Annotated in this window: 19 protein-coding genes; 12 read left to right on the top strand and 7 right to left on the bottom strand. The window is 66.4% G+C overall.

Features of this window, described 5'->3' with window-relative positions:
- Window positions 1–150: 150 nt before the first annotated feature.
- From V0R59_RS03115 to V0R59_RS03095, 5 genes are all read left to right on the top strand, one after another.
- Window positions 151–1,686, top strand: coding sequence for an ABC transporter ATP-binding protein (locus V0R59_RS03115; protein ID WP_330073100.1), 1,536 nt, complete (start codon window positions 151–153; stop codon window positions 1,684–1,686).
- Window positions 1,687–1,698: 12 nt separating this feature from the next.
- Complete coding sequence (locus tag V0R59_RS03110; protein WP_330073101.1) at window positions 1,699–2,799, top strand: ABC transporter permease; 1,101 nt, start codon at window positions 1,699–1,701, stop codon at window positions 2,797–2,799.
- Window positions 2,800–2,862: 63 nt separating this feature from the next.
- Entirely contained in the window at window positions 2,863–3,789 is a 927-nt protein-coding gene (locus V0R59_RS03105; RefSeq protein ID WP_330073102.1) for an ABC transporter permease, read from the top strand.
- Between the two features lie 162 nt (window positions 3,790–3,951).
- Window positions 3,952–5,034 (top strand): BMP family ABC transporter substrate-binding protein, encoded by a 1,083-nt coding sequence (locus V0R59_RS03100; RefSeq protein ID WP_330073103.1) that lies wholly within the window; start codon window positions 3,952–3,954, stop codon window positions 5,032–5,034.
- A 169-nt stretch (window positions 5,035–5,203) separates the two neighbouring features.
- Window positions 5,204–6,169 carry a 2-oxoglutarate and iron-dependent oxygenase domain-containing protein gene (locus tag V0R59_RS03095; RefSeq protein WP_330073104.1) on the top strand — a complete coding sequence of 322 codons (966 nt, stop codon included), beginning with the start codon at window positions 5,204–5,206 and terminating at the stop codon, window positions 6,167–6,169.
- A 163-nt stretch (window positions 6,170–6,332) separates the two neighbouring features.
- On the opposite strand, the gene V0R59_RS03090 is transcribed toward V0R59_RS03095, so the two are convergent.
- Together V0R59_RS03090 and V0R59_RS03085 are read right to left on the bottom strand one after the other, a co-directional pair.
- A complete protein-coding gene (locus tag V0R59_RS03090) occupies window positions 6,333–7,553 on the bottom strand; it encodes an RtcB family protein (RefSeq protein WP_330073105.1) in 1,221 nt (406 codons plus the stop codon).
- Window positions 7,554–7,594: 41 nt separating this feature from the next.
- Window positions 7,595–8,047, bottom strand: coding sequence for an Lrp/AsnC family transcriptional regulator (locus tag V0R59_RS03085; RefSeq protein WP_330073106.1), 453 nt, complete (start codon window positions 8,045–8,047; stop codon window positions 7,595–7,597).
- Between the two features lie 112 nt (window positions 8,048–8,159).
- On the opposite strand from V0R59_RS03085, the gene V0R59_RS03080 reads away from it, so the two are divergent.
- Window positions 8,160–8,774: a LysE family translocator gene (locus tag V0R59_RS03080; protein ID WP_330073107.1), complete on the top strand. Its 615-nt coding sequence runs from the start codon at window positions 8,160–8,162 to the stop codon at window positions 8,772–8,774.
- 1 nt (window position 8,775) lies between these two features.
- Here V0R59_RS03080 and V0R59_RS03075 read toward each other — a convergent pair whose 3' ends face one another.
- Window positions 8,776–8,988 (bottom strand): PLD nuclease N-terminal domain-containing protein, encoded by a 213-nt coding sequence (locus tag V0R59_RS03075; RefSeq protein ID WP_330073108.1) that lies wholly within the window; start codon window positions 8,986–8,988, stop codon window positions 8,776–8,778.
- Window positions 8,989–9,226: 238 nt separating this feature from the next.
- Here V0R59_RS03075 and V0R59_RS03070 point away from each other — a divergent pair, with 238 nt between their 5' ends.
- Complete coding sequence (locus V0R59_RS03070) at window positions 9,227–11,434, top strand: TonB-dependent receptor (RefSeq protein WP_330073109.1); 2,208 nt, start codon at window positions 9,227–9,229, stop codon at window positions 11,432–11,434.
- A 241-nt stretch (window positions 11,435–11,675) separates the two neighbouring features.
- Here V0R59_RS03070 and V0R59_RS03065 read toward each other — a convergent pair whose 3' ends face one another.
- On the bottom strand, window positions 11,676–12,683 hold the full coding sequence (locus V0R59_RS03065; RefSeq protein ID WP_330073110.1) for a zinc-dependent alcohol dehydrogenase family protein: 1,008 nt from the start codon (window positions 12,681–12,683) through the stop codon (window positions 11,676–11,678).
- A 138-nt stretch (window positions 12,684–12,821) separates the two neighbouring features.
- Here V0R59_RS03065 and V0R59_RS03060 point away from each other — a divergent pair, with 138 nt between their 5' ends.
- The 3 genes from V0R59_RS03060 (at window position 12,822) to V0R59_RS03050 (ending at window position 16,850) form a co-directional block, all read left to right on the top strand.
- Window positions 12,822–13,322: a sigma-70 family RNA polymerase sigma factor gene (locus tag V0R59_RS03060; RefSeq protein WP_330073111.1), complete on the top strand. Its 501-nt coding sequence runs from the start codon at window positions 12,822–12,824 to the stop codon at window positions 13,320–13,322.
- A 1-nt stretch (window position 13,323) separates the two neighbouring features.
- Window positions 13,324–14,271 carry a FecR domain-containing protein gene (locus V0R59_RS03055; RefSeq protein WP_330073112.1) on the top strand — a complete coding sequence of 316 codons (948 nt, stop codon included), beginning with the start codon at window positions 13,324–13,326 and terminating at the stop codon, window positions 14,269–14,271.
- Window positions 14,272–14,378: 107 nt separating this feature from the next.
- Window positions 14,379–16,850, top strand: a complete 2,472-nt coding sequence (locus tag V0R59_RS03050; protein WP_330073113.1) for a TonB-dependent siderophore receptor — start codon at window positions 14,379–14,381, stop codon at window positions 16,848–16,850.
- 22 nt (window positions 16,851–16,872) lie between these two features.
- On the opposite strand, the gene V0R59_RS03045 is transcribed toward V0R59_RS03050, so the two are convergent.
- From V0R59_RS03045 to V0R59_RS03035, 3 genes are all read right to left on the bottom strand, one after another.
- Complete coding sequence (locus tag V0R59_RS03045; RefSeq protein WP_330073114.1) at window positions 16,873–17,463, bottom strand: HAD family hydrolase; 591 nt, start codon at window positions 17,461–17,463, stop codon at window positions 16,873–16,875.
- Entirely contained in the window at window positions 17,460–18,329 is an 870-nt protein-coding gene (tesB, locus tag V0R59_RS03040; protein WP_330073115.1) for an acyl-CoA thioesterase II, read from the bottom strand. Before tesB ends, V0R59_RS03045 begins: the two co-directional genes overlap by 4 nt.
- Before the next feature lie 75 nt (window positions 18,330–18,404).
- Window positions 18,405–18,974 carry a GNAT family N-acetyltransferase gene (locus V0R59_RS03035; RefSeq protein WP_330073116.1) on the bottom strand — a complete coding sequence of 190 codons (570 nt, stop codon included), beginning with the start codon at window positions 18,972–18,974 and terminating at the stop codon, window positions 18,405–18,407.
- A 110-nt stretch (window positions 18,975–19,084) separates the two neighbouring features.
- On the opposite strand from V0R59_RS03035, the gene V0R59_RS03030 reads away from it, so the two are divergent.
- The gene (locus V0R59_RS03030) at window positions 19,085–19,999 is read left to right on the top strand and encodes a histone deacetylase family protein (RefSeq protein ID WP_330073117.1); all 915 of its coding nucleotides are present in this window, start codon (window positions 19,085–19,087) and stop codon (window positions 19,997–19,999) included.
- A gap of 151 nt (window positions 20,000–20,150) precedes the next feature.
- Entirely contained in the window at window positions 20,151–21,389 is a 1,239-nt protein-coding gene (locus tag V0R59_RS03025; RefSeq protein ID WP_330073118.1) for a TIGR03862 family flavoprotein, read from the top strand.
- Window positions 21,390–21,395: the final 6 nt, after the last annotated feature.

The following is a 21,395-nucleotide window of genomic DNA, read 5'->3' as shown; positions in this document are numbered from 1 at the left end:
AAAACCAACCACCCTCCCTTCAATCCCCACCAAAACCTCCGTCCTGCAACCCCCCAACCCCTTTACCACGGGCCCTCGGGAAATAATCTGACCACTTGGCCATGTTTTTGCTTTGCAAGCTGCTCAACATACTGATCCCCGAGCAGTCCCATGTCCGAATCCCCCCTGCGCCTGGAACTACGCGCCATCACCAAGCGCTACCCCGGCACCCTGGCCAACGATCGCGTCGACCTGCGCATCGCCGCCGGTGAAATCCATGCCCTGCTCGGCGAGAACGGCGCGGGCAAGAGCACCCTGATGAAGATCATCTACGGCGTCACCGCGCCCGATTCCGGCCAGGTGCTGTGGGAGGGCCGCGCGGTCCGGGTCGAGGACCCGGCCCAGGCCCGCGCCCTGGGCGTCGGCATGGTGTTCCAGCACTTCTCGCTGTTCGAGACCCTGACCGTGGCCGAGAACATCGCCCTGGCCCTGGGCCGCGAGGCCGGTACGCCCAAGCAGCTGGCGCCACGTATCCGCGAGGTGTCGCAACGCTACGGCATGGGCCTGGAACCGGAGCGCCTGGTGCACAGCCTGTCCATCGGCGAGCGCCAGCGCGTGGAGATCGTACGCTGCCTGATGCAGGACATCCGCCTGCTGATCCTCGACGAGCCGACCTCGGTGCTCACCCCGCAGGAAGTCGACGAACTCTTCGTCACCCTGCGTGCCCTCGCCGCCGAGGGCTGCAGCATCCTGTTCATCAGCCACAAGCTCAACGAGGTGCGCGCGCTCTGCCATGGCGCCACGGTGCTGCGCGGCGGCAGGGTATCCGGGGCCTGCGTGCCGGCCGAGTGCAGCGACCTGCAACTGGCGCGGCTGATGGTCGGCGACGCCGAAGGCCTGGAGGCCAGCTATCCGAAGAGCGCCGGCGGCCTGCCACGGCTGCGCGTCGACGACCTGAGCTGGCGCAACAAGGACCCGTTCGGCACCTCCTTCGAGCACCTGCGTCTGGAAGTGCGCAGCGGCGAGATCGTCGGCATCGCCGGGGTCGCCGGCAATGGCCAGGACGAACTGCTGGCCCTGCTCAGCGGCGAGACCCGCCTGCCCGCCAGCGAACGCGAGCGCATCACCCTCGACACCCAGCCCATGGCCCACCTCTACCCCGACGCCCGCCGCGCCCTCGGCCTGGCCTTCGTGCCGGCCGAACGCCTGGGCCACGGCGCGGTGCCGGACATGAGCCTGGCCGACAACGCCCTGCTCACCGCCTTCCAGCAGGGCCTGGTCAGCCGTGGCCTGATCCGCTCCGGCGAAGTGCTGGCACTGGCCGAGCGGATCATCCAGCGCTTCGCGGTGAAGACCCCGGACGCCCAGGCCAGGGCCCGCAGCCTGTCGGGCGGCAACCTGCAGAAGTTCATCCTCGGCCGCGAGATCCTGCAGAACCCGAAACTGCTGGTCGCCGCCCACCCCACCTGGGGCGTCGACGTCGGTGCGGCGGCGGCGATCCATCGCGCGCTGATCGCCCTGCGCGATGCCGGCGCGGCGATCCTGGTGATCTCCGAAGACCTCGACGAACTCTTCCAGATCAGCGACCGCATCGGCGCCCTGTGCAGCGGGCGCCTGTCGCCGCTCAAGGCCACCGCCCAGACCCATACCGTGGAGGTCGGCCGCTGGATGGCCGGCCAGTTCGACACCGCGCAAGACGCCGCCTGACGAGAAGCCATCATGCTGTTATCCCTCGAACCCCGTACCCAGCAGTCCCGCGCCATGCTCCTGCTGTCGCCGCTGCTCGCCGGCCTGCTGACGCTGATCAGTGGCGCGCTGCTGTTCGCCGCCCTCGGTCACGATCCGCTGCAGACCTTCCACACCCTGCTGATCGAGCCGGTCAGCGATTTCTACGGGGTCTCCGAGCTGCTGCTCAAGGCCCTGCCGATCCTGCTCTGCGCCCTCGGCCTGGCGGTGGCCTACCAGGCACGGATCTGGAACATCGGCGCCGAAGGCCAGTTGCTGATGGGCGCGCTGGCCGGCAGCGCCGTGGCCATCGCCCTGATCGACTGGGAGAGCCGCTGGGCGCTGGCCTGGGTGCTGCTCGCCGGCACCCTCGCGGGCGCGCTCTGGGGAGCACTGGCGGCGTGGTTGCGCACGCGCTTCAACGCCAACGAGATCCTCACCACCATCATGCTCAACTACATCGCCCTGAACCTGTTGCTGTACTTCGTCCACGGCCCGCTCAAGGACCCGGACGGCTTCAGCTTCCCGCAATCGGCGATGTTCGGTGACGCCAGCCGCCTGCCGGCGCTGTTCGAGGACGGCCGCGTGCATGTCGGCCTGTACTTCGTGCTGTTCGCATTGGTGGCGGTGTGGGTGCTGCTGCACAAGAGCTTCCTCGGCTTCCAGATCAAGGTGCTCGGCCTCGACCAGCGCGCCGCCGGCTTCGTCGGTTTTCGCGAGAAACGCCTGGTCTGGCTGGCCCTGCTGCTGAGTGGCGGCCTGGCAGGACTGGCCGGGGTCAGCGAGGTCAGCGGGCCGATCGGCCAGCTGGTGCCGCAGGTGTCGCCGGGCTACGGCTACGCGGCGATCACCGTGGCCTTTCTCGGGCGCCTGAATCCACTCGGCATCCTCGCCGCGGGACTGTTGATGTCGCTGCTCTACCTGGGCGGCGAGAACGCGCAGATGAACCTCAACCTGCCGCAGTCGCTGACCCAGCTGTTCCAGGGAATGATGCTGTTCTACCTGCTCGCCTGCGACGTGCTGATCCTCTACCGGCCCCGCCTGAACCTGAACTGGCGGCGCCGCGCCGTGCTGCCTGAAACGGCCAGCGCCTGATGCGGCCGCTGAACTTCCCTTCGTTGACCTGCCGCCACCGGCGCGCAGTCTGAGGCTTCGACCATGGATCTCGATCTGCTGAGCAATATCCTCTACGCCATGGTGCGCTGCGGCACCCCGTTGTTGCTGGTCGCCCTGGGCGAACTGGTGTGCGAGAAGAGCGGCGTACTCAACCTCGGCCAGGAAGGCATGATGCTGTTCGGCGCGGCGGTGGGCTTCATCACCGCCTTCGCCACCGGCAGCCTGTGGCTCGGCGTGCTGCTGGCCTGCCTGGCGGGCATGCTGCTGGCCGCGCTGTTCGCCCTGGCGGCGCTCGGCTGCCAGGCCAACCAGGTCGCCACCGGCCTGGCCCTGACCATCTTCGGCGTGGGGCTGTCGTCGTTCGTCGGCGCGGCCTGGGTCGGCAAGCCGCTGAGCGGCTTCGAGCCGGTGGCGATCCCGCTGCTGAGCGAACTGCCGATCATCGGCCACATGCTGTTCAACCAGGATGTGCTGGTCTACCTGTCCTTCGCCCTGTTCGGGCTGATTGCCTGGGTGCTGCTGAAAAGCCGCGTCGGCCTGATCCTCCAGGCCGTCGGCGAAAACCCCGACGCGGCCAGCGCCATGGGCCTGCCGGTGCTGCGGGTGCGCACCCTGGCCGTGCTGTTCGGCGGCGCGATGGCGGGGTTGGCGGGCAGCTACCTGTCGCTGGCCTACACGCCGATGTGGGCGGAAAACATGACCGCCGGCCGCGGCTGGATCGCCCTGGCGCTGGTGGTGTTCGCCAGCTGGCGGGTGTTCCGCGTATTGCTCGGCGCCTGGCTGTTCGGCCTGGCCAGCATCCTGCACCTGGTGGCCCAGGGCATCGGCATCAGCTTCCCGGCCAACCTGCTGGCGATGCTGCCGTATGTGGCGACCATCCTGGTGCTGGTGGTGTTGTCGCGGGATGCGATCAAGACCCGGCTGTATGCACCGGTATCGCTGGGGCAGCCGTGGAAGGCGGGGCACTGACGCACCAGCAGGAAGCCAGCGAATGCCGACTTGCACCACACCGATTCGCCCCCGGTAGCTAAAAGCCAACAAAGACGATTATTTGCCCACCTGGTCAACTTTTTGCAGTAACCGAAACGCCCGACACGGCCATTACAAAAGACCTACAGGAGCTTTCCCCAGATGCACCAGAAGAAAAGCAAGAACCTGCTCCGCGCCCTCGCCGCCGCCATCGGCCTGAGCAGCGTACTGTCCGCCTCCGCCGCCGATCCGCTGAAGGTCGGCTTCGTCTACATCGGCCCCATCGGCGACCACGGCTGGACCTACCAGCACGAGCAGGGACGCCAGGCGCTGATCAAGCAGTTCGGCGACAAGGTCGACACCAGCTTTGTCGAGAACGTGCCGGAAGGCGCCGATGCCGAGCGGGTCATCCGCAACATGGCCAAGGGCGGCTACGACCTGGTGTTTGCCACCTCCTTCGGCTACATGAACCCGACGGCCAAGGTCGCCAAGCAGTTTCCCAAGGTGACCTTCGAACACGCCACCGGCTACAAGCAGGACAAGAACCTCGGCACCTACCTGGCGACCTCCTATGAAGGTCGCTACGTCGGCGGCTACCTCGCGGCGAAGATGACCAAGAGCAAGAAGATCGGCTATGTCGCCTCCTTCCCGATCCCGGAAGTGATCCGCGACATCAACGCCATCCAACTGGCCCTCGACAAGTACAACCCCGGCACCGAGATCAAGGTGGTGTGGGTCAACTCCTGGTTCGACCCGGGCAAGGAAGCCGATGCCGCCAACGCCCTGATCGACCAGGGCGTCGACGTGATCTTCCAGCACACCGACAGCCCGGCGCCGATCCAGACCGCCGAGCGCCGTGGCGTCTACGCCGTCGGCTATGCCTCGGACATGGCCCACTTCGGTCCGAAGGCGGTGCTGACCTCCATCGTCAACAACTGGGGCCCGCACTACATCAAGAGCACCCAGGCGGTCATGGACGGCACCTGGAAATCCCAGGACTACTGGGGCGGCCTGGCCGAAGGCACCGTCGAACTGCCGATCAGCGACCTGGTGCCTGCCGACGTGAAGAGCGGCGCCGAACAGATCATCGCCAGCATCAAGGACGGCTCGTTCCATCCGTTCACCGGGCCGATCACGGACAAGGACGGCACCGTCAGGATCGCCGCCGGCGCCGTGGCCAGCAATGCCGAACTGGCGGGCATGAACTACTACGTCAAGGGCATCACCGCCGAGTTGCCGAAATAAGCCAGGGCCGGGAGCGCCCGTCGCTCCCGGCCCCTGCGGATATCGTGTCGCCGTCCCTCCCGCCGGAGAACCGCGCACAGGATCGGCACCGCCGATCTTTTCGCTGCCAGGGTACGAGAAGACTCGCAGCCATGCGGACCACCTGGTGGTCCGCCCTTTGGAGCCTTTCATGAACTCCTTGCCCATCATCGATATCGCCCCCCTCTACCGCGACGACCCCGCCGCCCGCCAGGCCGTAGCCCGGCAGATCGACAGCGCCTGCCGCGAATGGGGTTTCTACTACATCACCGGGTATCCGATCCCGGCCACGCGGATCGCCGCGCTGAAGACTGCCGCCGAGGACTTCTTCGCCCGTCCGGCGGAGGAAAAGCTGCGCATCGACATCACCCGCAGCGCCCACCATCGCGGCTATGGCGCGGTGGCCACCGAGCAGCTCGACCCGAACCGGCCGAGCGACCTCAAGGAGACCTTCGACATGGGTTTCCACATGGACGCCGGACACCCCGACGTGCTCGCGGGAAAACCCCTGCGCGGGCCGAATCGCCACCCCGACCTGCCCGGCTGGGAAGCGCTGCTGCAGCAGCACTACGAAGACATGCACGCCCTGTCGCTGACCCTGCTGCGGGCCATGGCCGTGGCCCTGGGCATCGAGGAAGATTTCTTCGACCGGCGCTTCGCCGATCCGATCAGCGTGTTCCGCATGATCCACTACCCCCCTCGGCAGACCGCCAGCAGCGCCGAGCAACAAGGGGCCGGCGCGCACACCGACTATGGCTGCGTGACCCTGCTCTACCAGGACAGCGCGGGCGGCTTGCAGGTGCGCAGCCTGGATGGCGAATGGATCGATGCACCGCCGATCGAAGGCAGCTACGTGGTGAACATCGGCGACATGATGGCGCGCTGGAGCAACGACCGTTACAAGTCCACGCCGCACCGGGTTATCAGCCCGCTGGGCCGGGACCGCTACTCGATGCCGTTCTTCGCCGAGCCGCACCCGGACACCGAGATCAGTTGCCTGCCCAACTGCTCCGGCCCGGACAACCCGCCGCAATACCCGCCGGTGTCGTGCAGTGACTACATGCTGTCGCGGTTTGCCGAGACCTATGCGTACCGACGGGAGGCGGAACAAGCCTGATTGATTTGAAACGCGGACCTTGTGGGAGCGGGTTCACCCGCGATGACGATGCCGGGTTCACCGCCGTCATCGCGGGTGAACCCGCTCCTACAAGGTCCGCGTTGCCTTGTCGGTTCCGATATTCAGGCCGGAACGAGATGGGGAGATGTCATCCCTCTTTTCCTCAACCTTTCACGCACACCACCTGCCGCAACGTGTGCACCACCTCCACCAGTTCCCGCTGCGCCCGCATCACCGCGTCGATGTCCTTGTAGGCCATCGGGATCTCGTCAATCACATCCTTGTCCTTGCGGCACTCCACATGGGCCGTGGCACGCACCTGGTCCTGCACGGTGAACTGCTTCTTCGCCTCGGTCCGGCTCAGGATGCGGCCAGCGCCATGGCTGCAGGAACAGAAAGATTCCTCGTTGCCCAGGCCACGGACGATGAAACTCTTCGCCCCCATGGAGCCCGGGATGATGCCGAGCTGGCCCTTCTGCGCCGACACCGCACCCTTGCGGGTAACCAGGATGTCTTCGCCGAAATGCCGCTCCTTCTGCACGTAGTTGTGGTGACAGTTCACCGCTTCGAGGCTGGCCTCGAACGGCTTGCGGATCACCGTCCGCGTCGCCGCGATCACCGCGCCCATCATCAGCTCGCGGTTCTGCCGGGCGAAGTCCTGGGCCCAGCCCACCGCCTCGACGTAGTCGTCGTAGTGGCGGCTGCCTTCCTCGAAATAGGCCAGGTTGCGGTCCGGCAGGTTGGCCAGGTGCTGGCGCATGTCGGCCTGGGCCAGTTCGATGAACAGACTGCCGATGGCATTGCCCACGCCGCGCGAGCCACTGTGCAGCATGAACCAGACCCGGTCCGCTTCATCCAGGCAGACCTCGACGAAGTGGTTGCCGCCACCCAGCGTGCCGAGGTGCACGCGGTTGTTGGTCTTCTCCAGCGCGGGGTACTTGTCGGTGATCGCCTTGAAGCGCCCCGCCATCGACGCCCATGCCTGGTCGGCCTGCGCCGGCACATCCTGCCAGGCACCCCGGTCGTGGCGGCCATGGGTCTTGCCATGGGGCACGGCCTTTTCGATGGCGCTGCGCAGGCCGAACAGGTTGTCCGGCAGGTCCGCTGCCACCAGCGACGTGCGCGCGGCGAGCATGCCGCAGCCGATATCCACGCCGACCGCCGCCGGAATGATCGCGCCCTGGGTCGGGATCACGCTGCCAATGGTCGAGCCCCGCCCCAGGTGCACATCTGGCATCACCGCCAGGTGCTTGAAGATGAACGGCAGGCGTGCTGTGTTCAACAGTTGCTCGCGAGCGCCCGCATCCAGCGGCACGCCTTCGATCCAGGCCTTCACCGGCTTGCCGTTGGCCACTTCCAGCACTGTGTAGTTCGTGTCTTTCATGTCCGTTTCCGAGGGGTTCATCGCAGGTCTCCCAGATTTCTTCACAGCGGCAACGGCCGATCCTGGATCACCTGCTTCATCACCAGCGTCGAACTCAGCCGCTGCACATTGGGCAACCGCGCCAGGTGCTCGTCGTACAGTTGCTGGAATGCCGGCAGATCACGGGTGACGACCCGCAGCATGTAGTCCGGATCGCCGAACAAGCGCTGCGCGTCGAGGATCTGCGGAATCTCCGGCAGCGCCTCTTCGAAGGCCTGCACCGCCTGCTGGTGCCCTTCGCGCAGGGTGACGAAGACGATGGCGGCAAAGTTCAGCCCCAGCTCTGTGGGCGACAGGTAGGCGCGGTAGCCCTGGATCACCCCGGACTCCTCCATCGCCCGCACCCGGCGGTGGCACGGCGAGAGGCTGAGACCGACACGCTCGGCAAGGTCGGTCAACGATTGCCGGCCATCGCGTTGCAGCTCGGCAAGAATCTTTCGGTCGATACGGTCCATCTGGAAGAATCTTCCACCTGACTGGCAAAACGTCAGGATATACGAAAGATAATCCTCGCGATGCTTGCGTACTCTTCTGGAGAACCTTCAGTGGAATTTCGGGAGTTTCCAAGTGACTGTCAGCGTACTGGCCGCGTTCTGGGCGGTGTCCTTTCTCTTCGTGATCACCCCCGGGGTGGACTGGGCCTACGTGATTTCCGCGGGGATCCGTGGGCGCTGGGTGGTGCCGGCGGTGGCCGGTCTGCTGTCCGGGCACCTGCTGGCGACCCTGATCGTCGCCGCCGGTGCCGGCGCGTTGCTGGCGAACAATCCGGCGGCGATGGCAGTGATGACGGTGGTTGGTGCGCTGTACCTGTTGTGGATGGGCATCAACATGCTGTGGAAACCGGCGGCGCCGGCGGCCAGCGAGCAGAAGTCGGAGTCCTGGGCGAGCTGGGCGATCCGCGGGTTCTGCGTCAGCGGCCTGAATCCCAAGGTGTTCCTGCTGTTCCTCGCCCTGCTGCCGCAGTTCACCGACCCGCTGTCGAGCTGGCCGGTGGCGACGCAGATCATCGCCCTCGGCCTGCTCCACGCGGTGAGCTGCGCGATCATCTACCTGCTGGTCGGCTACAGCGCCCGCAGCGTGCTGCAGACCCGCCCGGCAGCGGCGAAGAATGTCAGCCGCCTGTCCGGCCTGGCGATGATCGCCATCGCCGTGGTCCTGCTGGCAGAGCGGCTGCTGGCCTGAATCAGCCTTCCTTGGAAAGCGGCACGCCGGGCCGCGACCTGGGTCCGGCGAAACCCCACGCCAGCAGGCCGAGTACCGGCACGAAGACCACGAAAACGATCCACATCATCTTGCTTTCGGCCCGCGCGGGGCTACCGATGATGCGCTTGATCGCCCATACCTCCAGCAGCGCCAGCAGCACCGCCAGGGTGATCCACAGGTATCCGTGTTCCATAGGCTGTCTCCCGTAAGCATGTTTGCGTTAGGTGTGCGAGGAGCGCCGGGGTTCAGTCGGATTGCCAGGAGCACCTGGATGCACAGCAAACCAAGACTCTCGGCAAATAGCCATCACGTTGCCGGCCTGTTCCTGGAATTTGGATCCAAATCAACAGCATAAAAAGAAATGTAAATTACTTGTAAATGTGAAAATTTCGTAATTAGAATCGCGCCAATTTTAAAAGTGAACGATTCTCATGAACAACAACAGCATCGCCGCCTTGCCCCAACGTCGCCTGCTCGCCTCGGCCATCGGCCTGGCCGTCGCCTCCTCCGCCACTGGCGCATTGGCCGAGCAGAACAAGCCTGTCGAACTCGACAGCCTCAAGGTCCAGGCCCAGCAGGACCAAGGCTCGCGCACCGAGCAGTCGGCATCGGCGAAGTACGCCAAGCCACTGGTGGACGTGCCACAGACCATCACCGTGGTGCCGCCCAAGCTCATCGAGGAGCAACAGGCACTGAGCCTGCGCCAGGTACTGTCGAACGTTTCCGGGATCACCTTCAACGCCGGTGAAGGCGGTGGCGGCTCCGGTGACAGCATCAACATCCGCGGCTTCTCGGCCAACAGCAACATCCAGATCGACGGCCTGCGCGACAGCGCCCAGACCACCCGCAGCGACACCTTCAACATCGAGCAGGTCGAGGTGATCAAGGGCCCCAACTCGGTATTCGGCGGCGCCGGCACCACCGGTGGCAGCATCAACGTGATCAGCAAGCAGCCCAAGGACCAGGCCTTCACCCGCCTGGGCGGCAGCATCGGCACCGACAGCTACTACCGCATGACCCTGGACAGCAACCAGCCGCTGGAAGGCCTGGGGCATGACAGCGCGTTCCGCATCAACCTCATGGGCCACCAGAACGACGTGGCCGGCCGCGACGAGATCGACCGCGAGCGCTGGGGCATCGCGCCGTCCCTGCGCCTGGGCCTGAGCGAAGACACGCGCCTGACCCTGAGCGCCTTCCACCAGAAGGACGACAACCTGCCGGACTACGGCGTCCCGGCCCTGGACGGCAAGAAACTGGCTGGCGTCGACCGCGAGAGCTACTTCGGCTGGAAGAACCTGGACAAGGAAGAGATCGAGCAAAGTTCGTTCACCGCCAACCTGGAACACGACTTCAACGACAACCTGCGCCTGCAGAACCTCACCCGCTACAGCCAGGTGGCGCGCGACACCGTGGTGTCGGCGTCCCACGTCAACACCGTCGGCGTGCCTGCCGGCCGTTACCTGCCCGCCGGGCCACAAGCCTACGGCCGCGATGCCACCACCGAGATGTGGATCAACCAGACCAACCTGATCGGCAACTTCGATGTGCTGGGCATGCGCCATGACCTGGTGACAGGCGTGGAAATCTCCCGCGAGACCCTCGACCTCAAGACCTACAACCACGGCCTGGGCACCGCGCTGTACCCGAGCACCGGCTATGACCTGAGCAATCCGCCAGGCCACTGGAGCGGTCCGGCGCCGAAGACCGTCAGCGGCTATACCGAGACCGAGCTGACCAACCAGGCCCTCTACGTCTTCGACACCATCGCCCTGCATGAACAGTGGGACCTCAACCTCGGCCTGCGCTACGACCGCTTCGAAGGCGAAGGCCACGGCTACTCGGCAAGCCACGTGCGCACCAGCACCTTCGAGTCGAATGACGACAAGATCAGCGGTCGTGCCGGCCTGGTCTACAAGCCGGCCGAGAACGGCCGTATCTACCTGGCCTGGGGCAACTCGTTCAACCCGTCCGCGGAAAGCCTGGCCTCCAGCGGTGGCGGCCTGAGCGCAGCCACCGAGAACCTGGAGCCGGAGAAGAACGAGACCTGGGAACTGGGCACCAAGTGGGAGCTGCTGGACAAGCGCCTGGAGCTGGACGCGGCGATCTTCCGCGTGACCAAGGACAACGCGCGGGAAACCATGGCCGACGGCTCGACCCAACTGGCCGGCAAGCAGCGCGTGCAGGGCGTGGAAGTCGGCGTGACCGGCCATATCACGCAGCAGTGGGACGTGTTCGCCAACTACACCTTCCTCGACAGCGAGACCCTCAAGGCCGCCAACACCGCCGCCGGCATCGCCCGCGAAGGCCAGGCCCTGGGCAACACGCCGCCACGCTCGCTGAACCTCTGGACCACCTACCAGTTGCCGGCCGGCTGGACCCTGGGCTATGGCGCGCGTTACGTGAGCGAGCGCAATGTCAGCTCCAGCACTACCGCCAAGCTGCCGGACTACTGGGTGCACAACGCGATGGTGGCCTACAAGGTCAACGAGAACCTGGACCTGCAGTTGAACGTGAACAACCTGTTCGACAAGGACTATGTCGAGCGCGTGCGCCAGCAGAACGGCACCGCAGCACGGTCCTCGGCGATCGAGTACGGGGATGCGCGTTCGGCGATCCTGTCGGCGACCTACGCGTTCTGATCGAGGGCCTCAACGCCGGCTCCCGCCTTGGGAGCTGGCTTGCCGGCGATAGCCATGGATATCTGCACATCTAGTCCCGAGCTGAACAACGGGGCCGACAAGGCAACGCGGGCCTTGTGGGAGCGGGTTCACCCGCGATGACGATGCTGGGTTCACCGCCGTCATCGCGGGTAAACCCGCTCCCACAGGGTCCGTGTTTCACTTGCCCGAGACGTGGACATACTCGTGCAGCGATAGCGCTCTAGAACCCCAGGCAGATCTTGCCGAAGTGCCGGTTGCTTTCCTGGTAGCGGAACGCCTCGACGATCTGCTCCAGCTCGAACACCTTGTCCACCACCGGGCGCAGGCCATTGGCATCGATGGCGCGGATCATCGCCTGCTGCTGCGCCCGGCTGCCCACCAGCACGCCCTGCAGGCGGATCTGCCGTACCAGCGCCTGGACCAACGGCAACTGCCCGGCGACGCCGGTGAGGATGCCGATCATCGACACATGCCCACCAATCCGCACGGCAGTCATCGACTGCTCCAGCGTCTGCGGCCCTCCCACCTCGATCACATGATCCACACCACGGTTGCCGGTCAGGGCGCGAACCTTCTCGCCCCAGTTCGGCGTACTGCGGTAGTTGATCACTTCGTCGGCGCCGAGGGTCTTCAGGCGTTCCAGCTTCTCGTCGCTGGACGAGGTGGCGATCACCGTGGCGCCCGCCGCCTTGGCGAACTGCAAGGCGAAGATCGACACCCCGCCGGTGCCCTGCACCAGCACCGAATCACCGGGCTTGAGCGAGTCGTCGGCCATCAGCGCGCGCCAGGCGGTCAGGCCGGCGGTGGTCAGGGTCGCGGCTTCGACATGGCTGTAGCCCTTCGGCGCCAGGGTGAACGAGGTCGCCCGGGCCGTCACCACTTCGCGGGCGTAGCCGTCGATGCCATCCCCCGGCACCGTGGCGAACCCCTCCACCAGCGGCTGGCCGTCGAGCCAGTCGGGGAAGAAGGTACTGACCACCGCATCGCCCACGACGAACTCGCTGACGCCCTCGCCCACCGCGATCACCTCGCCGGCACCGTCGGCCATGGGGATGCGCGGCTCGCTGGGGCCCCACATGCCGCTGACCACGGCGAAGTCGTGGTAGTTGAGGGAGTTGGCGCGCAGGCGCACGGTGATTTCGCCGGCCGCCGGGGCCGCCGCTTCGCTGTTGCCCACCGTGACCTTGTCGTAGCCGCCGCCGGGTTGCACGTAGATGGCCTTGCTCATGCTGTTCCCTCATCGATCCGTTGCGAATGTCGGTGAATTCTTGGTTCGTCGTCAGAAAGGGTCAAGTACAGCCGCTTGCAGAATCGACCAAGAGCTCACAATATTGCGACTAATTATCAATTACCTCTCGACCCGCCCATGTCCACTTCCGAAAACGCCGCCCTGCATATCCTCTACAGCGAGCACCACGGCTGGCTGAAGAACTGGCTGCGCGCCCGCCTGGGCAATGCCAGCGATGCCGCCGACCTGGCCCAGGACACCTTCATCCGCGTGCTCAATGCCCGCAACGCGCAGACCATCCGCGAGCCGCGCAGCTACCTGGGCTCGATCGCCCATGCGCTGATGGTCGACCGCTTCCGTCGGCGGGCGGTGGAACAGGCCTACCTCGCCGAACTGGCGCTGCGTCCGGAGCAGACCGTCGATTCGCCGGAAACCCGCCTGCTGATCCTGGAAACCCTGGTGGCCGTGGACACTTTGCTGGACGGGCTCGGCGAACGCACGCGCAGCATCTTCCTCGCGGTGCAGCTCGAAGGCCTGACCTACACCGCCGCCGCCGAGCGCCTGGGCGTTTCGCTGAACACGGTGAAGAAGCACCTGGCCCGGGCCATGACCCATTGCCTGCTGCTGACGGACGACTGACATGGCCCCGCCACTCGACCTGCACGTCCTCGAAGCCGCCGCGCACTGGTATGTCCGCCTCAACGCCGGCAACCCCGACCCGCGCCTGCTGCAGGCCTGGCAACACTGGCTGGAGCAGAACCCGGCCCATGCCCGCGCCTGGGCGCGGGTGGAAAAGGTCCAGGCGCAGATGGGCCAGTTGCCGGCGGAGGTCGCCCTGCCGACCCTGGCCGGCCTGCGTGCACGGCGCCGCGCAGTGCTCAAGACCCTGGCCCTGCTGCTGGCGGCCGGCACCGGCAACTGGGGGCTGCGCCAGAGCGACACCGGCCAGACCCTGCTGGCCGACGTGCGCACGAGCAAGGGCGAGCTGCGCCGCCTCACCCTCGCCGATGGCAGCCAGTTGCAGGTCAACACCGACAGCGCCCTGGACATCCGCTACGACGCCAGCCAGCGCCTGCTGGTCCTGCACCGTGGTGAAATCAGCGTGCAGACCGGCAGCGATTCGCAGGCCAGGCCCTTCGTGGTGGAGACCGCAGAGGGCCGGGTGCGCGCCCTCGGCACGCGCTTCTGCGTGTACAGCGCCGACGGTTGCAGCCGCGTCAGCGTGCAGCAGCACGCGGTGGAGATCCGCCCCAAGGCCAGGCCCGGCGCACTTTTGCGACTGGACGCCGGACACAGCGTGCAGTTCGATCGCCAGGGCTTCGCCACGGTTGGCGCCATCGCCCCCGGTGCCGATGCCTGGACTCAGGGCATGCTCAGCGTGATCGACTGGCGCCTGGCCGACTTCGTCGTCGAGCTGCGGCGCTACCGGCCCGGCATCGTCCGCTGTGACGAGCGCGTGGCCGACCTGCGCCTCACCGGTGCCTTCCCCATCGCCGACACCGACACGCTGCTGCACAACCTCAGCACCTCCCTGCCGGTCCGCGTGCGCTTCATGACCCGCTACTGGGTGAGCATCGAGGCGGCCTGAAAATATTTTCGCCACAGGGGTGGCCATTTTTCCCCGGCAGAACGGCTACGGAAGTAACCCCGGCCCTGAGCGCCGTCTTCCGTCCCGTCACCGAAAGGAAACACCGCATGCCCCCGTTCCTCCCGCGCGCGCCTCGCTCCCTGCTGCATGCCACCCGCCTGGCGCTGTTCGGCCTGCCGCTGGGCGCCAGCCTGCTGGTCGCCCTGCCCGCCCAGGTCATGGCGCAGAGCGCGAGCCAGCAGTTCCAGATCGCCGCGGGTCCGCTGGGCACGGTATTGAGCCTGTTCGCCACCCGCGCCGGCATCACCCTGTCGTTCGATGCACGGCAGACCCAGGGCCAGCAGTCGCCGGGGCTGCAAGGCAACTACAGCGTCGAGGAAGGCCTGGCGCGCCTGCTCGTTGGCAGCGGACTGCGGGTCCAGCGCCAGTCCAACGGCGGCTACGTGCTGGTGACCGGCGGCGACGGCAGCACGGTCGAACTCGACGCGACCAGCATCGACGGCCGCTCGCTCGGCGAGACCACCGAACATTCCGGCAGCTACACCACTGGCGCAACCCGCACCGCCACCAAGCTGCCGCTGTCGATCCGCGAGACGCCGCAGTCGGTGACCGTGGTCACCCGCCAGCAGATGGACGATCAGGGCGCCCGCAGCATTGCCGACGTCCTGCGCAACACCCCGGGGGTTTCCGAGCAGGCCTATGACAGCGACCGCACCGAGTATTCCAGCCGTGGCCTGGTCATCACCAACTACCAGTTCGACGGGGTGAACACGGTCTACGACGGCGTCTACAACGAAGGCGTGACCCATGTCGACATGGCTACCTACGACCGCGTCGAAGTACTCAAGGGCGCCACTGGCCTGATGACCGGCTCGGGCGATCCGTCGGCCACGGTCAACCTGATCCGCAAGAAACCCACCGCGCAGTTCCAGGCCTCGCTGACCGGCAGCGCCGGCTCGTGGGACAACTACCGCGGCGAAGGCGATATCTCCGGCCCGCTGACCGCCAGTGGCAACCTGCGCGGCCGCTTCGTCGGCGCCAAGCAGGAGGGCAACGGCTACCAGGACCACTACCGGCAGAAGAAGGACGTCTGGTACGGCATCCTCGAAGCCGACCTCAGCCCGGATACCCTGCTCACCGTGGGCATCGACCAGCAGACCACCACCCCGCGGGGCACGTCCTGGACCGGCAATCCGGTGTTCTTCGCCGATGGCTCGCGCACCGATTTCTCGCGTTCGTTCAACCCCGGCGCCGACTGGAGCCGTCGCGACTTCCAGAGCCGTACGTACTTCGCCAGCCTGGAACAGGCCCTGGCCAACGACTGGACGCTCAAGCTCAGCCTCAGCCAGATGCAGTCCGACCACGACACCCGCCTCGCCTCCGCCGGCGGCGGCAATCCCGACCGCGCCACGGGCGAGGGCATGTTCTTCTACTGGGGGCGCTGGGAAGGCCACCGGGTGCAGAACAACGCCGACCTGAACCTCTCCGGCCCATTCACCCTGCTGGGTCGCGAGCATGACCTGGTGGTGGGTTTCAACAGTTCGACCTCCCGCCAGACCGGCGCCACCTACGACACCAGCCTGTTCGCCATGGTCCCGGGGAGCATCTACGACTGGCGCGGCGACATCGAGGTGCCGACGTTCCCGAAGAACGGCAAGTACGAGCAGAACAAACGGCAGAACGGCGCCTACGTGGCGACGCGGCTGAAGCCGGTGGACGACCTGTCGGTGATCCTCGGGACCCGGGTCAGTACCTTCAAGTACGACGATGACTACGACTACGACGGCCTCAGCCCGAGCTTCCCGGACAGCCAGGCCGGCTACAAGCAGCATGGCGTGGTCACGCCCTATGCCGGCGTGGTCTACGACCTCGACGACACCTGGTCGGTGTACGCCAGCTACACCACGATCTTCCAGCCGCAGACCTACAAGGACAGCAACGGCGCGACGCTGGATCCGGTGGAAGGCAAGAGCTACGAGACCGGCCTCAAGGCGGCCTTCCTGGGCGGCAAGGTGAATGCCAGCCTGGCGCTGTTCCGCATCGAGCAGGACAACGTCGCGCAGTCGATCGGCACCAATCCGGTCACCAACGAAGGCATCTACGAAGCGATCGAAGGGGCGACCACCAAGGGCGTGGAGCTGGAGGTCGCCGGCGAGCCGCTGGAAGGCTGGAATGTCGGTGCCGGCTACACCTACGCGCGCACCCGCGATGCCGACGAGCAGCGCATGTTCGGCTTCCCGATGAGCACCACCAAGCCCGAGCACCTGGTGCGGCTGTTCAGCACCTACCGCCTGCCCGGCGCGCTGGAGCGGGTCACCGTGGGCGGTGGGCTGAACTGGCAGAGTGCGTTCTACGGCAAGATCTGGAGCCCTGTGGCCAACGACTACACGCTGATCAAGCAGGGCGGCTATACCCTGGTGGACCTGATGGCGCGCTATCAGCACAACGAGCACCTGAGCGTCGCACTCAATGCCAACAACGTGTTCGACAAGCGCTACCTGAGCGGGCTGGGGAACTTCGACACGACCTGGTACGGCGAGCCGCGCAACCTGACGCTCACCACGCGCTGGGATTTCTAGACCCGCTCCCACAAGGTCCCCGTCAGGACAGCAAATCCCTTAACGCCCGGCAATCCGCCGCATGCCAGTCCGCCAGCTCCGGCCACGGGTTGTCCGGCAGGTTCACCAGCACCGTGCGCGTCCCCGCCGCACGGCCGCAATCCAGGTCGAAGCGGTAATCCCCCACCATCACCATCTGCGCCGGATCCACCGCCCACGCCTCGGCCAGCTTCAACAGCCCACCCGGGTGCGGCTTGGGCGGCGCTTCATCACGCCCGAGAATGCTGTCCACCGGGAAACAATCCGCCAGGCCGATGGCTTCGAGGGTGACATGCGCCAGCTCGCGGGCATTGCGGGTCAGGATGCCCAGTTGCACACCCCGCCCCGCCAGCTCGCGCACCAGCTCCACCGCGCCCTCCGCCGGCTGCGAGGCGATCGCCAGGTCGCGCTCGTGCTCCAGCAGCCAGGCGTGCTTGGCCTGTGCTTCTGCCGCCGGCAAGGCGGCCAGGTGCGTGAGGATGTCGTCCTCGGGCGGAATGTTCAGCGCCACGCGGATCGCAGCGAAATCGTGCACGGCCACGGTCAGGGTGCCGTCCATGTCGAACACCCAGTGGCGAATCCCGGCGAGGCTCATGACCAGTCCTTGCGGTGACGGATCAGGCCTTCCTGGCAGGTCGAGGCCACCAGTTGCCCGGCGCGGTTGAAGATGCTGCCGCGGGAGAAGCCGCGACCATTGCCGGCCCACGGGCTGTCCATCGCGTACAGCAGCCACTCGTCGGTGCGCAGGTTGCCGTGGAACCACAGGGCGTGGTCGAGGCTGGCGACCTGCATGTCCTTGTGCCACACCGACTTGCCGTGGGGCAGCAGCGAAGTGGTCAGCAAGCCGAAGTCCGAGGCGTAGGCGAGCATGTACTTGTGCAGCGCCTGGACGTCCGGCAGGGTGCCGTCAGCGCGGAACCAGGCGTACTTCACCGGGTCGCCGGGCTTGGGGTTGAACGGGTCCTTCTCGGTTACCGGGCGTACTTCGATGGGCTTGGCGCAGAGCATCTTCTCGCGGATGTGCTCAGGCAGCTTGTCGGCCATGGCCTGCACCAGCTCCACTTCCGACGGCAGGTTTTCCGGACCGACCACCTCGGGCATCTGCCCCTGGTGCTCGAAACCTTCCTCGTCGTACTGGAACGAGGCGCTGCAGGTAAAGATCGGGTTGCCCTTCTGGATCGCCGTGACGCGGCGGGTGCTGAAGCTGCCGCCATCGCGCACGCGGTCCACCGAGTAGACCACCGGCATGCTGGCATCGCCCGGACGCAGGAAGTAGCCATGCAGGGAGTGCACGTGACGCGCCTCCTCGACCGTCTGGCTGGCCGCCGACAGCGACTGGCCGAGCACCTGGCCACCGTAGAGCTGGCGGAAGCCCAGGTCCTGGCTACGGCCGCGGAAGAGGTTTTCCTCGATCGCTTCCAGACTCAACAGATCGACCAGATCGTCCAACACGTGGCTCATTCGAGATTCTCCAAAGCAGGGCCCAGGCGGCAAATGATACAGGGTTTGTCATTACTGGCCCGTATGTTCGCTGATTCAGCCGCGCAGGGTGGCCTGCCACTGGGCACGATCGATGCGGTAGAGCACGTGGGGACGCAGCGGGTGGCCGGGCTCCAGTTTCGGGTGCTCGAAGTCGCCGGCGGGGTCGGCCTGCATGCCGATGGCCTGCATCACCTTCTGCGAAGGCAGGTTGTCGCGGGTGGTGAAGGACACCACCTCCTGCAGACCGAGCTGGGCGAAGGCACAGCGCAGGCTGGTCCAGGCCGCCTCGCTGGCGAAGCCCAGGCCCCAGTGGCGGCGGGCCAGGCGCCAGCCGATCTCCACCGCCGGGGTGAAGTCGGCGTCGAAACCGACGTGCAGCAGGCCGGTCATGCCGATGAAGGCACCGGTGTCCTTGCGCTCCAGGGCCCACAGGCCGAAACCGTATTCGGCGAAATGCCCGCGGATGCGACCGATCAGGGCAGCACTCTCCAGCCGGCTCAGCGGCGCGGGAAAGTAGCGCATCACCTGCGGATCGGCGCACAGCGCGGCGAACTCCTTCAGGTCGTCGTCCTGCCATTGGCGCATTACCAGGCGCGCACTTTCCAGTTCCAGTATCGGCGTCATCGACAGCTCCAGGGTTCCTTGGTCTCGCAGTCTACAGCGTAGGCAGGCAATGCTGGCGCTGCCCGCCGGGCAACTGGCAAGATCCCCCGGTGCCCACCGCCGGACCCGCCATGCGCCTGCCTCTTGTTTATCACGACGACTACAGCCCGGAGTTTCCCCCCGAGCACCGCTTTCCGATGGACAAGTTCCGCCTGCTCCACGATCACCTGATCGCCAGCGGCCTGACCACCGATGCCGAGTTGCAGCGCCCGGAGATCTGCCCCAACGACATCCTCGCCCTGGCCCATGACCGCGCCTATATCGAGCGCTACATGAACGGCGACCTGTCCCGCGAGGACCAGCGCCGCCTCGGCCTGCCCTGGAGCGAAGCCCTGGCCCGGCGCACCGTGCGCGCGGTGGGCGGCTCGCTGCTGACCGCCGAACTGGCCCTGCAGCACGGCATCGCCTGCCACCTGGCCGGCGGCACCCACCATGCCCACTACGATCACCCGGCGGGCTTCTGCATCTTCAACGACCTGGCGGTAATCAGCCGCTACCTGCTGGAGGCCGGGCGGGTCCATCGCGTGCTGATCTTCGACTGCGACGTGCACCAGGGCGACGGCACCGCGCGGATCCTCGAACACACCCCCGACGCCATCACTGTATCGCTGCACTGCGAGCAGAACTTCCCCGCGCGCAAGGCCCGCAGCGACTGGGATATCCCGCTGCACCGGGGCATGGGCGACGGCGAGTACCTGAAGATCGTCGACGACGCCCTGAACTACCTGTTGCCGCTGTACCAGCCGGACCTGGTGCTGTACGACGCCGGGGTCGACGTGCACAAGGACGACGCCCTCGGCTACCTGCAACTCACCGACGAAGGCGTCGCCGCCCGCGATACCTGCGTGCTGCGCCATTGCCTGGGCCGCGATATCCCGGTGGTCGGGGTGATCGGTGGCGGCTACAGCAAGGACCGCGAAGCCCTGGCGCGGCGCCACGGCATCCTCCATCACTGCGCGCAACAGGTGCTGGATTACCCACAATGACTGTGGAACCGCTTGTGGATAACCTGCGGGAAAGCCCTTTTCCCCTCGTGAATCCGGGGCTGCGCGGAAACTGAGCGTTTTTTGTACAGTGCCCTGCCCGCATCGCCTCGGGTAGAATGGCCGGCTCACTTATCCCCAGCCTGCCGCCGCCATGACCGATTCCCGTACCAGCCTCCCCGCCCACGTCGCCATCATCGGAGGCGGTCCTGCCGGCCTGATGGCGGCCGAAGTCCTCAGCCTGGCCGGGGTGAAGGTCGACCTCTACGACGCCATGCCCTCGGTGGGACGCAAGTTCCTCCTGGCCGGGGTCGGCGGCATGAACATCACCCATTCCGAGCCCAAGCCCGCGTTCATTTCCCGCTACGCCGAGCGTGCTGGCGAAATCGCCGCGCTGCTCGCGGATTTCGACGCCGATAACCTGCGCGAATGGATTCACGGCCTGGGGATAAGTACCTTCGTGGGCACCTCGGGGCGGGTGTTCCCGACAGACATGAAGGCCGCGCCGCTGCTGCGTGCCTGGCTCAAGCGCCTGCGCGACGCCGGGGTGGTTATCCACACCCGGCATCGCTGGCTGGGCTGGAATGCCGACGGCAGCGCGCGGATCGGTTATCCACAGGGTGAGCTGGCGGTGAAAACCGATGCAGTGGTACTCGCCCTCGGCGGCGGCAGTTGGACCCGCCTCGGCTCGGATGGCGCCTGGCTGCCGTGGCTGGCCGAACGGGCTGTGGATATCGCCCCGTTGCAGGCGTCCAACAGCGGTTTCGAGGTGGCAGCGTGGAGCGACCTGCTCAAGCAGAAGTTCGCCGGGGCGCCCTTGAAGAACATCGCCCTGAGTCTGCCGGGGCATGAGCCACGACCCGGCGAGTTCGTGCTGACCGAGACCGGGGTGGAGGGCAGCCTGGTGTATGCCTGGTCGGCGCTGATTCGCGAAACCATCAATCGCCAGGGCCGCGCCACGCTGCTGCTGGACCTGCTGCCGAACAACCCTGTGGACAAGATTGCTGCCGCGCTGGCCAGGCCGCGCGGGTCGCGCTCGATGGCCAAGCACCTGCACGGGCAACTGGGGCTGGACGGGGTGAAGGCTTCGCTGCTGCGCGAACTGACCGGCCCGGACGTGTTCGCCGATCCGCAGAAGCTGGCGAAGGCGATCAAGGCGCTGCCCATCGAACTGGTGCGAGCACGGCCGCTGGACGAGGCGATCAGCAGTGCTGGCGGCGTGAAGTTCGAGGCGCTGGATGAGGGCTTGATGCTGAAGCAGGTGCCGGGGGTGTTCTGTGCCGGGGAGATGCTCGACTGGGAAGCGCCGACCGGGGGCTATCTGCTGACGGCGTGCTTTGCCAGTGGCAGGAAGGCGGGGTTGGGGGTGCTGGAGTGGCTTGCCCGCAAGTGATGCCCT

It is taken from the genome of Pseudomonas ulcerans, from assembly GCF_036324125.1.
Lineage (GTDB): Bacteria > Pseudomonadota > Gammaproteobacteria > Pseudomonadales > Pseudomonadaceae > Aquipseudomonas > Aquipseudomonas ulcerans.
This window is presented reverse-complemented; position numbering and strand designations above follow the sequence as displayed.

Excerpts from the sequence above, each read along its gene's own strand:
- V0R59_RS03115 (WP_330073100.1), top strand. The coding sequence starts at position 151 with ATGTCCGAATCCCCCCTGCGCCTGGAACTACGCGCCATCACCAAGCGC.
- V0R59_RS03110 (WP_330073101.1), top strand. The coding sequence starts at position 1,699 with ATGCTGTTATCCCTCGAACCCCGTACCCAGCAGTCCCGCGCCATGCTC.
- V0R59_RS03105 (WP_330073102.1), top strand. The coding sequence starts at position 2,863 with ATGGATCTCGATCTGCTGAGCAATATCCTCTACGCCATGGTGCGCTGC.
- V0R59_RS03100 (WP_330073103.1), top strand. The coding sequence starts at position 3,952 with ATGCACCAGAAGAAAAGCAAGAACCTGCTCCGCGCCCTCGCCGCCGCC.
- V0R59_RS03095 (WP_330073104.1), top strand. The coding sequence starts at position 5,204 with ATGAACTCCTTGCCCATCATCGATATCGCCCCCCTCTACCGCGACGAC.
- V0R59_RS03090 (WP_330073105.1), bottom strand. The coding sequence starts at position 7,553 with ATGAAAGACACGAACTACACAGTGCTGGAAGTGGCCAACGGCAAGCCG.
- V0R59_RS03085 (WP_330073106.1), bottom strand. The coding sequence starts at position 8,047 with ATGGACCGTATCGACCGAAAGATTCTTGCCGAGCTGCAACGCGATGGC.
- V0R59_RS03075 (WP_330073108.1), bottom strand. The coding sequence starts at position 8,988 with ATGGAACACGGATACCTGTGGATCACCCTGGCGGTGCTGCTGGCGCTG.
- V0R59_RS03070 (WP_330073109.1), top strand. The coding sequence starts at position 9,227 with ATGAACAACAACAGCATCGCCGCCTTGCCCCAACGTCGCCTGCTCGCC.
- V0R59_RS03065 (WP_330073110.1), bottom strand. The coding sequence starts at position 12,683 with ATGAGCAAGGCCATCTACGTGCAACCCGGCGGCGGCTACGACAAGGTC.
- V0R59_RS03060 (WP_330073111.1), top strand. The coding sequence starts at position 12,822 with ATGTCCACTTCCGAAAACGCCGCCCTGCATATCCTCTACAGCGAGCAC.
- V0R59_RS03055 (WP_330073112.1), top strand. The coding sequence starts at position 13,324 with ATGGCCCCGCCACTCGACCTGCACGTCCTCGAAGCCGCCGCGCACTGG.
- V0R59_RS03050 (WP_330073113.1), top strand. The coding sequence starts at position 14,379 with ATGCCCCCGTTCCTCCCGCGCGCGCCTCGCTCCCTGCTGCATGCCACC.
- V0R59_RS03045 (WP_330073114.1), bottom strand. The coding sequence starts at position 17,463 with ATGAGCCTCGCCGGGATTCGCCACTGGGTGTTCGACATGGACGGCACC.
- tesB (WP_330073115.1), bottom strand. The coding sequence starts at position 18,329 with ATGAGCCACGTGTTGGACGATCTGGTCGATCTGTTGAGTCTGGAAGCG.
- V0R59_RS03035 (WP_330073116.1), bottom strand. The coding sequence starts at position 18,974 with ATGACGCCGATACTGGAACTGGAAAGTGCGCGCCTGGTAATGCGCCAA.
- V0R59_RS03030 (WP_330073117.1), top strand. The coding sequence starts at position 19,085 with ATGCGCCTGCCTCTTGTTTATCACGACGACTACAGCCCGGAGTTTCCC.
- V0R59_RS03025 (WP_330073118.1), top strand. The coding sequence starts at position 20,151 with ATGACCGATTCCCGTACCAGCCTCCCCGCCCACGTCGCCATCATCGGA.